The following is a 13,864-nucleotide window of genomic DNA, read 5'->3' on the forward strand; positions in this document are numbered from 1 at the left end:
GCGTCGTTATGTGCCGGACGCGGCGCGGTCGATGAAGAGGCTTCCCTTCGTCACGATCTGCTCGCCCGGCTTGAGGTTGCCGGCGACCTCGACGAGATCGCCGTTGATGAGGCCGGGCTTGATCTGACGCAGCTCGATGGTCTTGTCGTCGGGCTTCGCGACCCAGACGCGAACCTGATCGCCCTCGTAGATCAGCGCCTGCTTCGGCACGCCGACCGCCGGATGCTCGCCCTTCGAATACAGCGTCACGTTGGCGAACATCTCCGGCTTCAGCCGGTTGTCGGCATTGTCGATGGTGGCGCGGACCAAGAGCCGGCGCGAAGTCGGATCGATCGCCGCGGCCACGTAGTTGATCCGGGCCGAGAACACCTTGCCCGGCAACGCCATCACGCTGAAGCTGACGTCCTGCCCGACCGCGACATTATCGGCATCGGACTCGCGGACATAGGCGATCAGCCAGACGGTGGAGAGATCGCCGATCACATAGACCGGATCGCTGGCACCGGTCGAGACGTACTGGCCCGGACCGGCCTTGCGCTGCACGATGGTGCCGCCGAGCGGCGCGAACACCGTCGTCTCCGGATTGAGCCGGCCCTTCTGCTGCAGCGTGGTGATGGCATCGTCGCCGAAGCCGAGGATGTGCAGCTTGTTCTGCGCGGCCTCGAGCAAGGTCTGCGCCGAGCGCGCGTCGTTCTGGGCCTGCACCAGCGTGGCCTGCGCCTGCTGATAATCCTTCAGCGGGATCGCCTTGCCGTCGGACAGGTCCTTGGCGCGCTTCTCCTGGATCGCAGCGAGGTCGAGCGCCGACTGCGCCTTGTTGAGGCCTGTCATCGCCGCCACATAATCGTTTTGCGCCTGCACCGTGTCGGCGGCTTCGATCACGAACAGCGGCTGTCCCTTGGTCACGCTCTCGCCCGGCCGCACCAGCAGGCGGGTGACGCGGCCGGTATAGGGCGAATACACCGGGGTCGAACGATCCTCATCGATCCCGATCTTGCCCTCGGTCACCAATTCGGAACGGAAGGTATGCTCGGCCACCGCCTGGAAGGTCAGGCTGGCCCATTCGGGCGGGGTGGGGGTGTAACGCGATCCGCCCTTGCGGGACTGGCTGGAAACCTCGGACGACGGCGTCGGCTTGGCCGCGCTGAGACGCGTATAGCCGTACACGGCGGCACCGGCCAGCGCCGCCACCACCACCACCGTCACCAGCCGCGGTCGGCTAAGGGTCTGCATTCGTTTGCTAAGCTCTCTAAGCATGCGGTCCGGGGCCCGGTCGCTGCCGCTGCCGGCGGGACGGCCGCAGCGGTGCGCTAATAGTGCCGAATTGGCGTCGCAAACAACCTAAAAAACGCGGTTTGGCTGCGCTTGAGGTTAAAGTTTCGACGGCATGAACGGCGGCTGAACGTCTCATCCGGGAAACTCCGGGGCAGGAAACTCCGGAGCGGGAAACTCCGGGGAATGGCTGCCGAGCGGCATGGCCGGGCGGGACCAATGCGCCGGGGTCCGCGACAGGATCGCCGCGTGCCGGACCGAGCTCAGCGTGCCGAAACCGGACGGAAGCTGCTCGATGAAGGGCCGCACCGCCTCCGCCTTGAGGTCCTCGGTGGCAAGGCCGGTGTCGAGGCGGCCGAGATTCCACAGCCAGCGCCCGGTCTGCGCCAGCGACACCCGGACGTGCCAGCTGCCGCCCTCGCGGGCCTGGCGGGCCCTGGCCATCATGGCGCCGAACGCCATGAAATATCCGGTGGCGTGGTCGAGCATCTGGGCCGGCAATTCCTTCGGTCCGTCGACGCCGGCCGCCTGCCCCTCGGCATGATTGAAGCCGGTCGTGGTCTGCACCAGCGAATCGAAGCTGCGGCGCTCCGCCCATGGTCCGGCGTGGCCATAGGCGGACAGCGTCACATAGACGATCCCGGGATTGATCCGCGCCGCGTCCTCCGGAGCGAAGCCGAGCCGCGCGATCGCCTGCGGGCGATAGCCCTGCGAGAGGATGTCGACCTGCGCCACCAGGCCGCGCATCACGGCGCGCCCCTGCTCGCTTTTCAGCTCGATGAGGCTCGTCAGCTTGCCGCGGCCGGTGTCGATGGTCAGCCAGGGAATCGCCGGCAGGCCGGGACCGGAGATCAGCAGTACGTCGGCGCCATGCGCCGCGAGCGTGCGGCCGGCGACGGGGCCTGCAATCACGCGCGACAGGTCGAGCACCCGGATGCCGGCCAATGGCCGATCGCCGGCGGGCCAGGGCCTGGGCGCCGCCTCGCCGATCTTCTCGATCGAGATCAGCGGCAGTCTTGCCAGTTCCTTGGCATGCGGCGTCGCCGACCATTCGTCATATGAGCGCATCAGGGCCACGACGCCGCCTTCGGCATAGGCCGCGGTCTCGAACGCCTCGCCGTCCCATTGCAGCAGCGCGGCCTGGACCTCGTCGCGCTCGGCGTTGCAGCCGAGCACCTTGCAGACGGCATCGCGATGATGCGGGAAATTGGTGTGGAGGCGGACGAAGCGGTTGTCCCTGACACGGTAGACGCCGGCGATCTTGTCCCAGGCCGGCGGCGGCGGCTTGCCGTCGACGCGCAGATAGCGCTCGCTGCGGCATTCGACGACGGCATGGCGGATGTCGACCGCGACCTCCTGCCCCTCGCCGCGGCGGGCCTTCCAGATCTCGGCCGCGGCAAGGCCGGCGGCTGCGATCGGCGCCTGCGCGGCGGCGGCGACCCGAAACGACGACGGCAATTGCGGTTCGCTGCCGGTAAGCCTGATAGCATCGAGCGCGGACGGCGCACCACCGGCGCCGGTCCAGATATCGGCAAGGATCTCACGGATGCTCTGCATGCGCGTTCCCGTTTGCGATTAATCTATGCCCGAGCTTGATGACAAATTAGCGTTGTCCGATCTCATCCATCATACCTTGTCGGGCATAATCCTTTCGGAAAACCGCTTCACATCTCATGCCTTCTGCCCGACCCGAACAGGAGTTGCAATGGTTGCCATCGATCCCATCACTGCCGGCGCAGTCTTCATCGCGACCGCGGCCACCGACGCGGTCTATGTCATGTTTACGTCGGCGGTGGTGGCGCGCAAGCGCGTGCCGGCGGCGACCTGGAGCAGCATCTGGTATCTGCTCTCCTCCTATGCGGTGATCAGCTACACCGAAAACTGGATGTATGTCGCCTTCGCGGCAGCTGGCTCCTGGGTCGGCGCCTATGCGTCGATCACCTTCCTGCACCGTCCGCCGGGCGGACCGCCGGTGGGCGCCGCGGTGGAATAGTGTGCAGCTGCGCAAGGATTGATCCGTCTGCGAAGGCAGACCGCTTGTAAGCTTCACGTCAGTTTCGCGTAAGCTACGTGTCAGCATTCTCGCGACACGAACTGTCCGAGCTTTGCTTGTCGTTCCGCCCTCTCCGTTGGGGAGGGCGCAGGGAAAGCCGGGTGCCGATCGCACCCATGGGCCCCGTGCAATAGCTAGAAAGCACGGGGGTAGGACCACAGGTGTAACCGGAACAACCCGGCTTTCCCTGCGCGATGGGCTACGGCTTATACGTGCTCTCCCCGGCGAGACTTGGCTTTGTTGTCACCGTCTTCACAACGCGCACTGCGCAATCGGAAGAGACACCTACCGCTAGGGCGTCAGGCCTGCACGATTTCGCCGTCCGCCTCATGCGCATTCGTCGACTGCGCAATCGGCGTCCACCGCATCTCGACCCACGTTCGTGACGACCGCGAAGCGCCCCTCGATCGGGTGAGACAGGAAATTCATACACCAAATTACGCTTCGGATAAAGCGAAATATTTTCACGCGCGGTGATTGACAGGGTTTAGCTGAGTTGCCCGTCGGGTTGTTTTGTCGCAGCAGGCTCCGGATCCGCGGCATTTTCTACTGCAAAACGACGCAACCGCCGTCGCCAGATCACCCCCAGTATCAGTCTGATAAACCACTCCGGCACATTCAGGTGACGGAGGGTTTCGATCTGGCCCTGCTCCTGGCGTTGCTGAAAACTAGGATCGGATAGGTATTCCCGGTCACTGGCGCACCACGCGATCGTCTGCCTGATCTCCTCTCGCATCAATTCCACATCAGGCAGACCGGCGAGAAAGCTCAGTTCGCGTCGCAGGCAAATCGCCTCGATGCGGTGTCGATCCTTCTCGTAATATTCGATGCCGCAGCTCTCGAGCCTCGCATGGGTCGCCTCATGAACGATGGTGGACGCGATCCGTTCGATCGTCATCGTCTCATGGAGCACATAGCGCTCATCGAGGACGCAGCCATTCAGCGATCGTTCGTAATGCGCCTGAGCACTCGGAATCAGATGCACCCATATCCGGTCGAGCCTGGTGATGACACGGGAGTAATGCAGCGCGTGATGGTGCTTGATCAGGGTGAGCGCCTCGACGACGCGATGCAGGGCAGGATGCGGCTTGCTTTCGGAGGTCCCGACCCAGAGGCCATCAATGGTCCGGTTTTTCGAGAAGCGCATGAACAGCCGATCAATGAAGGGCGGTTTCGGTCTCGACGGCTTCGCAACAGCCGGTCCGCACAGATCGCGTCGCCTATCCAAGTGCTGCGGCAAGTGCCCTCGTCGTGGTCGGCTTTCCGTAACGCTTGTAGCAGATACTCCTTTCGATCGCTTTAGGAGGTTGATTCAAATACCAGGAAATTCGCTGCCATCTGCCGGAGCGGTGTTCCGGCAGATGGCATGGAACGTAGTTCGTTTTACTTCAGCGCGGCTTGCCCGGCGAGCGAGATCACATTGTCCTGCGAGCCGGTGCCGCCGCTGACGCCGATGGCGCCGACGATCTTGCCGTCGACGATCAGCAGATTGCCGCCGCGCGAGGCGATCACGTCGTCGAGGGTCGTGAGATAGTTGAAGTAGGCACCCTTGCCGATCAGGTTCTCGAAGGTCAGCGTGGGCCGGCGATAGCGCGTCGCGGTGCGCGCCTTGTGCTGCGAGACGCCGATCGAGGCGTATTGGCAATTGTCCTGCTTCTCGAAATAGACGAGCTCGCCGGCCGGATTGACGATCGCGATGCAGAACGCATTCCAGTTTCGCTTCTGGGTCTCGGCGACCGCGGCGGCGGCAACCTTCTTGGCGGTCTCGAGGTTGATCGGCTCGCCATAGGGCGGCGGCGTTAGCGCATCGGGGACGACGTCGTTGGGATTGTCGGGATTGGAGGGCACCTGGGCAAACGCGCCGGTGGCCGTGACGAACGCGATGCAGGCCGCGCCGATGAGCGCCGTGAGATAACGCATGGAGTGCTCCCGAATGTTGTCGTTGCAAACCCCGGATCGATCGTCCGGGCGGCGGGACGATAGCAACTGATCCGCGGCGCACAAGGCGGCAGCGATCGGTGTGCAGCGCAGTATGCATTCCGCTGCGATGAAAACCGTGTGAGGATAGAGGCTACCGTCATCCCGAGGTGCGCGCCGTTGCGCGCCTCGAAGGATGCACGGCCCCGCTGGCGGCCCCGCGGAGTAAGACGGGCCGTCGCCCTTCGAGACGGCCGCCTCGCGGCCTCCGCAGGGTGACGGGTCTATCTTCGTCATTGCGAGCCACCCGGTCGGCGCGAAGCGCCGCCGGATGACAGGCTCCGCGAAGCAATCCATCGCGCGGCACACGCGGAAGCATGGATTGCTTCGTCGCTACCGCTCCTCGCAATGACGGCGGTGAAAGCTTCAGATCCTCTCAGGGTGACGGTGAGAGAGCAAAGCCGTCGCACACGTTTCAATGAAAATCGCGCGACGGCGGCAGGATGCGGACGTTGCGGGGGTGGCGGATTTTTTGCGGCGAGTTGTCGCCGTGATCGCGGCGGTCGTCGTTCAGCGGCTCGATCAGCGCGGGGCCGGCCGGCACCGGATGCTTGCGGGAGAGGGAGTCGTTGGCGAGGCCGATCAGATCGTGGGAGCGATCGGTCATGCGCTGCGCCACCAGATGTGTCACGCCCTCGGGGCTGCTCTGGATATAGCCCTCGACCAGGATCAGGCGCGCGCCCATCACCTCCTTGCGGTACTGCTCCATCACCTTCGGCCACACCACGATGTTGGCGATGCCGGTCTCGTCCTCCAGCGTCATGAACACGACGCCCTTGGCGCTGCCCGGCCGCTGCCGCACCAGCACCACGCCGGCGCAGCGGACGCGGCGACGGTCGTTGCTTTGATTGATGGTGTGGCAGGCGACGACGCGCTCCCTGGTGAACATCTCGCGCAAAAACTCCATCGGATGGCCCTTCAGCGACAGGCGGATGGTCTGATAGTCGGCGACCACCTGCTCGGGACGCGGCATCTCCGGCAGCGGCTTGGCGCCCTCGTCCGGCTGCTCGCGCGCGGTGGCGGCCTGAAACAGCGGCAGCGGCACGTCGTCGGGCAGCCGCCGCACCGCCCACAGCGCCTCGCGGCGGTCGAGCCCGAGCGAGCGGAACGCATCGGCGTCCGCGAGCAGGATCAGCGCCCGCTTGGGCAGAGCGGTGTCGCGGGCGAAATCCTCCAGCGAGGTGAACGGTTTTCGGTTGCGCGCGGCGACGATGCGGTCGGCCCAGTCCTCGGCTTTCTCCGCATCGTCATTCCGGGGCTCGCGAAGCGAGAGCCCGGAATCCATCGGGCCGCGTCTATGCTGAAAAATGGATTCCGGGCCTGCGCCTAACGGCGCATCCCGGAATGACAATTGGAGGGATTTCAACCGCTCCTCGTCCTCATCCAGCCAGTGAAACCCGTCGATCTGGCGGAAGCCGAGCCGCACCGCGCAGTGCTCGCCGACCTTTTCCTCCAGCGTGTTCTGCGCGAAGCTGAAGGAGACATCGACCTCGCGCACGGTGACGCCGTTGTGGCGGGCGTCGCCGACGATCTGCGCCGGGGCATAGAAGCCCATCGGCTGCGAGTTGAGCAGGCTGCAGCAGAACGCATCGGGATGATGGTGCTTCAGCCATGAGGAGATGTAGACGAGCTGTGCGAAACTCGCGGCGTGGCTTTCCGGGAAGCCGTAGGAGCCAAAGCCCTTGATCTGCTCGAAGCAATTTTTGGCGAATTCAGGATCATAACCGCGCGCGATCATGTTCCCGATCATCTTGTCTCCGAATTTTCCTATGGTGCCGAGATTGCGGAAGGTCGCCATCGAGCGCCGTAAGCCATTGGCTTCTTCCGAGGTGAATTTTGCCGCCTCGATCGCGATCCGCATCGCCTGCTCCTGGAACAGCGGCACACCGAGCGTCTTGTGCAAGACATTTCGCAATTCGTCTTTATTGCCGCCTTTGGGATAAGGATATTCGATATCCTCAGGCTTCATGCTCCTTCGCTTGAGATAGGGATGCACCATGTCGCCCTGGATCGGGCCGGGGCGCACGATCGCCACCTCGATGACGAGATCGTAGAACGTCTGCGGCTTCAGGCGCGGCAGCATGTTCATCTGCGCCCGGCTCTCGACCTGGAACACGCCGAGCGACTCGCCGCGGCACAGCATGTCGTAGACCGGTTTTTCGTCCTGCGGGACCGAGGCGAGCTCCCAGCGCTTGCCCTTGTGGTCGGCGATCAGGTCGAAGCATTTGCGGATGCAGGTCAGCATGCCCAGCGCCAGCACGTCGACCTTCATCATATGCAGCGCGTCGACATCATCCTTGTCCCATTCGATGAAGGTGCGGTCGTCCATCGCGGCATTGCCGATCGGCACATAGGTGTCGAGCCGGTCCTGGGTCAGCACATAGCCGCCGACATGCTGCGAGAGATGGCGCGGAAACTCGATCAGCTCGGTGGCCAGTTCGACCGCGAGATTGATCATCGCATTTTTCGGATCGAGCCCGGCCTGCCGCACCTGCATGTCGTTGAGGCCCTTGCCCCAGCTGCCCCACACGGTGTCGGCGAGCGCCGCGGTGACGTCCTCGGTCAGCCCGAGCGCCTTGCCGACATCGCGGATCGCGCTGCGCGGACGATAATGGATCACGGTGGCGATGATCGCGGCGCGGTGGCGGCCGTAGCGGCGATAGACATATTGCATCACCTCCTCGCGCCGCGAATGCTCGAAATCGACGTCGATGTCGGGCGGCTCCAGCCGCTCCTTGGAGATGAAGCGCTCGAACAACAGATCGACCTTGGTCGGATCGACCGAGGTGACGCCGAGCACGTAGCAGACCGCGGAATTCGCCGCCGAGCCCCGCCCCTGGCACAGGATGTTCTGGCTCCTCGCATAGTGCACGATGTCGTGCACGGTGAGGAAGTAATGCGCGTATTTCAGCTCGGCGATCAGCGCCAGCTCCTTGTTTAGGGTGGCGCGGAGCTTGTCGTCGATCTCGCCGCCGAAATATTTGTCGACGCCGGCCCAGGTCAGATCTTCCAGATGCTGCTGCGCGGTCTTGCCCGGCGGCACCGGCTCGTCGGGATACTGGTATTTGAGCTGGTCGAGCGAGAACGAGATGCGCGCGGCAAAGCGCAGGGTCTCCGCGATCGCATCCGGCAAATCGCGGAACAGCCGGACCATCTCATGCGCCGGCTTGAGATGCCGCTCGGCATTGGCCTCGAGCCTGCGGCCGATCGCCTCGATCGTGGTCTTTTCGCGGATGCAAGTCAGCACGTCCTGCAACGGGCGGCGCGCGGGATGGTGATAGAGCACCTCGTTGGTGGCAAGCAGCGGCACACCGGCATCGGTAGCGAGATCATGCAGCCGCGCCAGGCGACGCTTGTCGTCGCCGCGATAGAGCAGGCTTGCGGCCAGCCAGACGCCGTCGGCGGCGCTGGCCTTCAATTGCGCGAGCAGATCGAGCGCTTTCGACGCCTCGAACCGATGCGGCAGCGCCAGCACCAGAAGCTGGCCTTCTGCGAAATCGATCAAATCGGACAGAGTGAGCCGGCAGTCGCCCTTCTCGACCCGTTCGATGCCACGGCCACGCTTGCCGCGGGTCAAGAGCTGACACAGCCGGCCATAGGCGGCGCGATCGCGCGGATAGACCAGGATGTCGGGCGTGCCGTCGGTGAAGACGATGCGGGCGCCGATCAGGAGTTTTGGCGGATGAAGAACCTTCTCGCTGTCGAGCTCCTTCCAGGCCCGCACCACGCCGGCCAGCGTGTTGTGATCGGCGAGCCCGATCACGGGAATCTTCAGTTCGCTCGCCTGATGCACATAGGCGCGCGGATCGGAGCCGCCGCGCAGGAAGGAGAAATTGCTGGTGATGCCGATCTCGGCATAGTCGGGCATGGGATTCTCGTTTTGACGCGTTTTCTTCACGCGAACCGGCCTCCACTTCGCTTGCTTTGCGTCATGCGAACAACCCGTGCACATACCAGTTGGCCGGAACCGGCCTGCCCTCTTCGTCGCGCAGCTCGCTCTCGTAGAGGCCGTCGCGAAAAATCCAGAAGCGCTGGCCCTCGGCGTCCTCGACGCGGAAGTAGTCGCGCGTCAGTGCCGCGCCGTCCTGCTTCCACCATTCCATCGCGATGCGCTCGGGGCCCTCGACCCGCACCACCGCGTGCAGGGCGCGCCGCCAGGTGAATTGATGCGGCGGGCCGTCGGGCACGCTCGCGAACGGCACCTTGATCGGCTCGGGCGGCTCGAACAGCCTGAGCGGCCGCAGCGGCGGCTCGCCCATGACGCGCTCCGGCCAGGCGGCGGCGCCGGCGGCAGCCAGATGATGCTGCGCCGGCAATGCGAGCGCAGATCGTTCGGGGATGTGGCTCTCGAGCGGCAGATGCACGACGACGCGTTTCCCCCCGATGCGGGCGGCGATGCGGTCGATCAGCGCCGAGAGCTCGTCATTGTCGTGCACGGTCGCGTCGAGATCGCGCTGCTGCTGCACCACGATCTCGGTACGCCCGGCGGCAAGACGAATGAGATCGAAGCCGAAGCCGGGATCGAGCGGATCGTTGAGCGCATCGAGCCGCTCGCGGAACAGGCGGTCGATCATCTCCGGCCGCGTCACCGGCCGCCCGGTCTCGACCATGATCGTGCGCACCGCACCGTCGGTGCGGAAGAAGCTCGCCTCCAGCTGCCGCGCGCCCTTGCCTTGCCTGTCCATCGCCGCAACCAGCATCTTGGCGAGGTTTTGCAGCGTCAGTGCGATCACGGTGTCGGTCGCGATCGGCTCCGGGAAACGCTTCTCGACGATGTAATCGGGCGGCGGCTTGCGCGGGCTGATCGGGGCATCGCCCCGCCCGAGCGCGTGGCCGAGCAAGGTGGTGAAGGCGGCGCCGAACCGCGCCGAGATCTCGTGCGGCGCGCGCGCGGCGACATCGCCGATGGTCTTCAACCCGGCGCGGCGCAGACCGGTGGTCACAGCGGCATCGGCACCGAGCGCCGACACCGGCAGCGGGCCGACCGCTTGCGCCTCCTCGCCATCGGCGACAATCTTGCCCGAGGCGTGACGCGTCAGCGTGCGCGCCGCGATCGAGGTGCCGGCAATCGCGGCACTGACGGCAAAGCCGCGCCGGCTCAGCGCATGAGTCACGATTTGCAGCAGCGCCCGCTCGCCGCCGAACAGATGCGCACAGCCGGTGATGTCGAGGAACAGGCCGTATGGCGCGTCGAGCGCGACCAGCGGCGTGAAGCGGTCGCACCAGTCGGCGATGTCGTTCAGCGTCTTCAGATCGGCGGCCGGATCGGCATCATAGACCGTGAGCTCCGGGCAGATCGCCCGCGCATTGGCGAGCGGCAGCCCGACCGACAGCCCGGCGCGCACCGCGGCCTCGTCGATCGCATGCAGCAGGATGGCGTTGTGGTCTTTTGCGACGACGACGCTGGGGAGGTCCGCTTGTTTCGCCTCGTTCGTAAGGGACGCATGAGCGGATGGGTTCCCTCCCCCCTTGCGGGGGAGGGTGAGGGAGAGGGGTGAGCCCCACGGGCGGTGCTCGTGGCTACCCCTCTCTCCAACTTCGAGAGCGAGCTTCGGACCTCGCAAGGGGGGAGAGAGCCCTTCCAATGTGCTCACCTCACTTGAAGATCGGCTCAGCTCGCTTGCAACCAGCTCAGCTCGCGAGGCGATGTCCTGCGCGAGCTTGCGCTTGATGCGGTCGATGGGCAGGCGTGGCAGCCACAGGCTGAGGATACGCCGACGGTTCGCTGAATTGGCACTCATCACATTTCCATTCCATGATCCATCGCCCGACCGGGCCATGACGGTTGCGCACCAGTTCGGCCTCGACGCGCGGCGCGCCCCAGGCGCTTGCGGCGTGGCCGGGCGGCGAATGCGCCGCGCGCACGATCCAGCGCGTCTCCGCGGTCGAGGGGATTGGCGTCGCCGCGATCCGCAGCACCAGCGCGGTGACGCCGGAGGCTTGCGCGGCCAAAGTCAGCTTGCGGCTGGCGACGAGATCGAGCTGGCGCGCCTGGCCCCAGATTTCGAGCACGACCGCGCCGAGCGCATCGCAGGCCAGCGCATCGGCCGCGGTGCGCAGGGCGCCGTCGACATCGGCGGCACGCACCGTGACCAGAAGGCGCGGATCGAGGCCGAGCTCGGCAAGGCCGCGCATCGACAGCGCGCCGTTCTCGCGATCGGAAAAATCCTGCCGCACCCAGACCAGGGGCTTGCGCGTCGACACGCGTCCGGCAAGCCCCGCGATGAAGCCGGTCGCAGCACCGCTTTGATGGCCGGCGGCGAACACCTCGTGCAGCGCGGCCGGCGCAAGCCCGCCGCGCAACATCGCGTCCGCGCTCGTGTGGCCGAGCGCGACGCGGTTCGGCATCGCCGCCTCCGATGCCGCCTCGATGCGCGCGATGCTGCCGCGCAGAGACGCAAGCGTACCCATGCGTGCGCCATTCATATGCGCCGCTCCTTCCCAACCAAAATTTGAGGCCGTCACTGATCTGAACAGAGAACCAGGGACTGGCCCATTTGTTCATGATATGTTCTAATATAAAGCTAACAGGGCCCGCGGAGTCAATCGGATTGGTGAGCCCATCGATTCATCAGTGGAATCAATGGGATTCAGCAGCCGAACAGCGGCCGCAGCCGGATCGCTCGCAACGTCGGGCGCGGAAGGCCCCGAAAATGGCGGCGTGACGGAAATGGAGCAATCGCATGCGTATCATCGTGCTCGACAACGACACCGATTTCGAGGGCTGGCGCAAGGCCGCGCGGCGCCTGGCGACACATGACGTGCAGCCCGCTGAGGTCACATGGACCATACGCCGCGACGACGAATTGTCGTCGGCCGCCTGCGCGAATGAATGGCCTGACACGCCGCAGGCGCAGTTCAGCGTGTCGGCCAAATTCGTCGAGCTCGCAAAGGCCGCGATCCTGCATCGCGACGATCGGCGCTTCGCCCTGCTCTATCGCCTGCTGTGGCGGCTGCGCAGCCACCACGATCTGCTCGGCGCGACCGCCGATCCCGACGTCGCCGAGGTCCACGCGATGGCGCGCGCGGTCTATCGCGACATCGACCGGATGCACGCGCAGCTCCGCTTTCGCGAGATCGGCCGCGAGCGGACGGCGCATTACGTCGCCTGGTTCGAGCCGGAGCATCACGTCGTCGAGCTCGCCGCGCCTTTCTTCGCCGGCCGTTTCGCCGACATGCCGTGGTCGATCCTCACGCCCGACGTCTGCGCCCATTGGGACGGGCACGCGATCTCGATCACGCCGGGCGTCGCCAAATCCGAGGTGCCGAGCGAGGACCGGCTCGAGGAGGCCTGGCGGCGTCATGACAACAGCTTCTCCAATCCGGCGCGGCTGAAAGTGATGGAGATGCCGCAGGCCAATTGGAGGAACCTGCCGGAGGATTCGATCATTAAGCCGCTGATCGAAGACGCCATGCGCATGACCAGCGGCCCCTTCGTCGCACGCAGGGCGGCCGAGCCGCAGCAGCCTCAGGATCAGCCGATGCCTCGCAAGCCGACTGCAAACAAACAGGCCCACGACACGATTGCCGCCTTGCGCGACGAGGCCGCCGCCTGCCGCGCCTGCCCGCTGTGGAAGGATGCGACGCAAACCGTGTTCGGCGAAGGACCGCAAAGCGCAACGCTGATGCTGGTCGGCGAGCAGCCCGGCGACAAGGAGGATCTCGCCGGCCACCCCTTCGTCGGACCGGCCGGGCAGTTGCTCGATCGCGCGCTCGGGGAAGCCGGCATCGATCGCCGCAAGGTCTACATCACCAATGCGGTGAAGCACTTCAAGTTCGTGCCGCGCGGCAAGATCCGGCTGCACCAGAAGCCGAACACGCCGGAGATCCGCGCCTGCCGTCAGTGGTATGAGCGCGAGCTCGCCGCCATCAAGCCGGAACTCGTGGTTGCGCTCGGCGCCACCGCAGCGCAAAGCGTGCTCGGCAAGATCACGCCGATCAACAAGAACCGCGGCCATCTGATTAACCACGACGCCACCAAGGTGCTCGTCACCGTGCACCCGTCCTATCTGTTGCGATTGCCCGACGAGAAAGCCAAGGCGCTGGAATATCAGCGCTTTATCGGCGACCTGAAAATCGCCGCGGAACGGTTGCGCAATTCGGCCCGCGCGGCCTGAGTTCCACCGGTTTGTGGAACCACACTTCAACGTGAAATTGTTCTAAGCTGCAAACAAATACCTACAACCTTTAATTGATCCGTGGTACTGTGACATGTTCCGCAGGTAATCGGGCGTCATGTTCACGCCATGGCGTACCCCGAGGCGGGCGCGCCGCGCGGTTTGCTAGCCCCGATCGTGCGGCGCGCCACCTCATCTCGCTATTCGTCCCTCTCGCTCGCTTCCAGTCCGCACCGGATTCCTGGTGACGCGGAGTCTTGACGACTTAGATTCCAGGCGACTTGAAATACAGGCGTGCTGAAATCCAGATGTGCTGGCCACGTGGCCCCACGTCTCTCCGGCGACGTCCTCGCCTCCCTCAATTGCCTCACCTCGCGAAATCGGACGGTGAACTCCGTCGTGATCGGTGGTCGTCTATTGCTGAAGATTGCCACGAGGCCGCCAA

The 13,864-nt window shown here is 65.1% G+C and carries 8 protein-coding genes and 1 pseudogene; 2 read left to right on the forward strand and 7 right to left on the reverse strand.

The window, feature by feature from the left end; genetic code table 11:
- Positions 1-6: 6 nt before the first annotated feature.
- Together ACVW17_RS33395 and ACVW17_RS33400 are read right to left on the reverse strand one after the other, a co-directional pair.
- A complete protein-coding gene (locus tag ACVW17_RS33395; protein ID WP_456755835.1) occupies positions 7-1,257 on the reverse strand; it encodes an efflux RND transporter periplasmic adaptor subunit in 1,251 nt (416 codons plus the stop codon).
- 150 nt (positions 1,258-1,407) lie between these two features.
- Positions 1,408-2,829: a CoA transferase gene (locus tag ACVW17_RS33400; RefSeq protein WP_456755836.1), complete on the reverse strand. Its 1,422-nt coding sequence runs from the start codon at positions 2,827-2,829 to the stop codon at positions 1,408-1,410.
- A gap of 148 nt (positions 2,830-2,977) precedes the next feature.
- Between ACVW17_RS33400 and ACVW17_RS33405 the strand changes: the two genes are divergently transcribed.
- Positions 2,978-3,265 carry a hypothetical protein gene (locus ACVW17_RS33405; RefSeq protein WP_456755837.1) on the forward strand — a complete coding sequence of 96 codons (288 nt, stop codon included), beginning with the start codon at positions 2,978-2,980 and terminating at the stop codon, positions 3,263-3,265.
- 547 nt (positions 3,266-3,812) lie between these two features.
- Here the strand turns inward: ACVW17_RS33405 and ACVW17_RS33410 are convergent.
- The 5 genes and pseudogenes from ACVW17_RS33410 to ACVW17_RS33430 all read right to left on the reverse strand — a co-directional run bounded on the left by ACVW17_RS33410 (position 3,813) and on the right by ACVW17_RS33430 (position 11,728).
- Positions 3,813-4,472 (reverse strand): hypothetical protein, encoded by a 660-nt coding sequence (locus ACVW17_RS33410; RefSeq protein ID WP_456755838.1) that lies wholly within the window; start codon positions 4,470-4,472, stop codon positions 3,813-3,815.
- A gap of 236 nt (positions 4,473-4,708) precedes the next feature.
- A complete protein-coding gene (locus ACVW17_RS33415; protein ID WP_456755839.1) occupies positions 4,709-5,245 on the reverse strand; it encodes a GlcG/HbpS family heme-binding protein in 537 nt (178 codons plus the stop codon).
- Between the two features lie 472 nt (positions 5,246-5,717).
- Positions 5,718-9,170 (reverse strand): error-prone DNA polymerase, encoded by a 3,453-nt coding sequence (locus ACVW17_RS33420; protein ID WP_456798342.1) that lies wholly within the window; start codon positions 9,168-9,170, stop codon positions 5,718-5,720.
- A gap of 61 nt (positions 9,171-9,231) precedes the next feature.
- Positions 9,232-10,710, reverse strand: a pseudogene (locus ACVW17_RS33425) (Y-family DNA polymerase); the annotation flags it as partial.
- Between the two features lie 223 nt (positions 10,711-10,933).
- Entirely contained in the window at positions 10,934-11,728 is a 795-nt protein-coding gene (locus tag ACVW17_RS33430; RefSeq protein WP_456755841.1) for an ImuA family protein, read from the reverse strand.
- Between the two features lie 257 nt (positions 11,729-11,985).
- On the opposite strand from ACVW17_RS33430, the gene ACVW17_RS33435 reads away from it, so the two are divergent.
- A complete protein-coding gene (locus tag ACVW17_RS33435) occupies positions 11,986-13,419 on the forward strand; it encodes a UdgX family uracil-DNA binding protein (RefSeq protein ID WP_456755842.1) in 1,434 nt (477 codons plus the stop codon).
- Positions 13,420-13,864 lie beyond the last annotated feature (445 nt).

This window comes from Bradyrhizobium sp. USDA 4473 (genome assembly GCF_054063335.1).

Coding starts and splice junctions, on each gene's coding strand:
- ACVW17_RS33395 (WP_456755835.1), bottom strand. CDS start 1,257: ATGCTTAGAGAGCTTAGCAAACGAATGCAGACCCTTAGCCGACCGCGG.
- ACVW17_RS33400 (WP_456755836.1), bottom strand. CDS start 2,829: ATGCAGAGCATCCGTGAGATCCTTGCCGATATCTGGACCGGCGCCGGT.
- ACVW17_RS33405 (WP_456755837.1), top strand. CDS start 2,978: ATGGTTGCCATCGATCCCATCACTGCCGGCGCAGTCTTCATCGCGACC.
- ACVW17_RS33410 (WP_456755838.1), bottom strand. CDS start 4,472: ATGCGCTTCTCGAAAAACCGGACCATTGATGGCCTCTGGGTCGGGACC.
- ACVW17_RS33415 (WP_456755839.1), bottom strand. CDS start 5,245: ATGCGTTATCTCACGGCGCTCATCGGCGCGGCCTGCATCGCGTTCGTC.
- ACVW17_RS33420 (WP_456798342.1), bottom strand. CDS start 9,170: ATGCCCGACTATGCCGAGATCGGCATCACCAGCAATTTCTCCTTCCTG.
- ACVW17_RS33430 (WP_456755841.1), bottom strand. CDS start 11,728: ATGAATGGCGCACGCATGGGTACGCTTGCGTCTCTGCGCGGCAGCATC.
- ACVW17_RS33435 (WP_456755842.1), top strand. CDS start 11,986: ATGCGTATCATCGTGCTCGACAACGACACCGATTTCGAGGGCTGGCGC.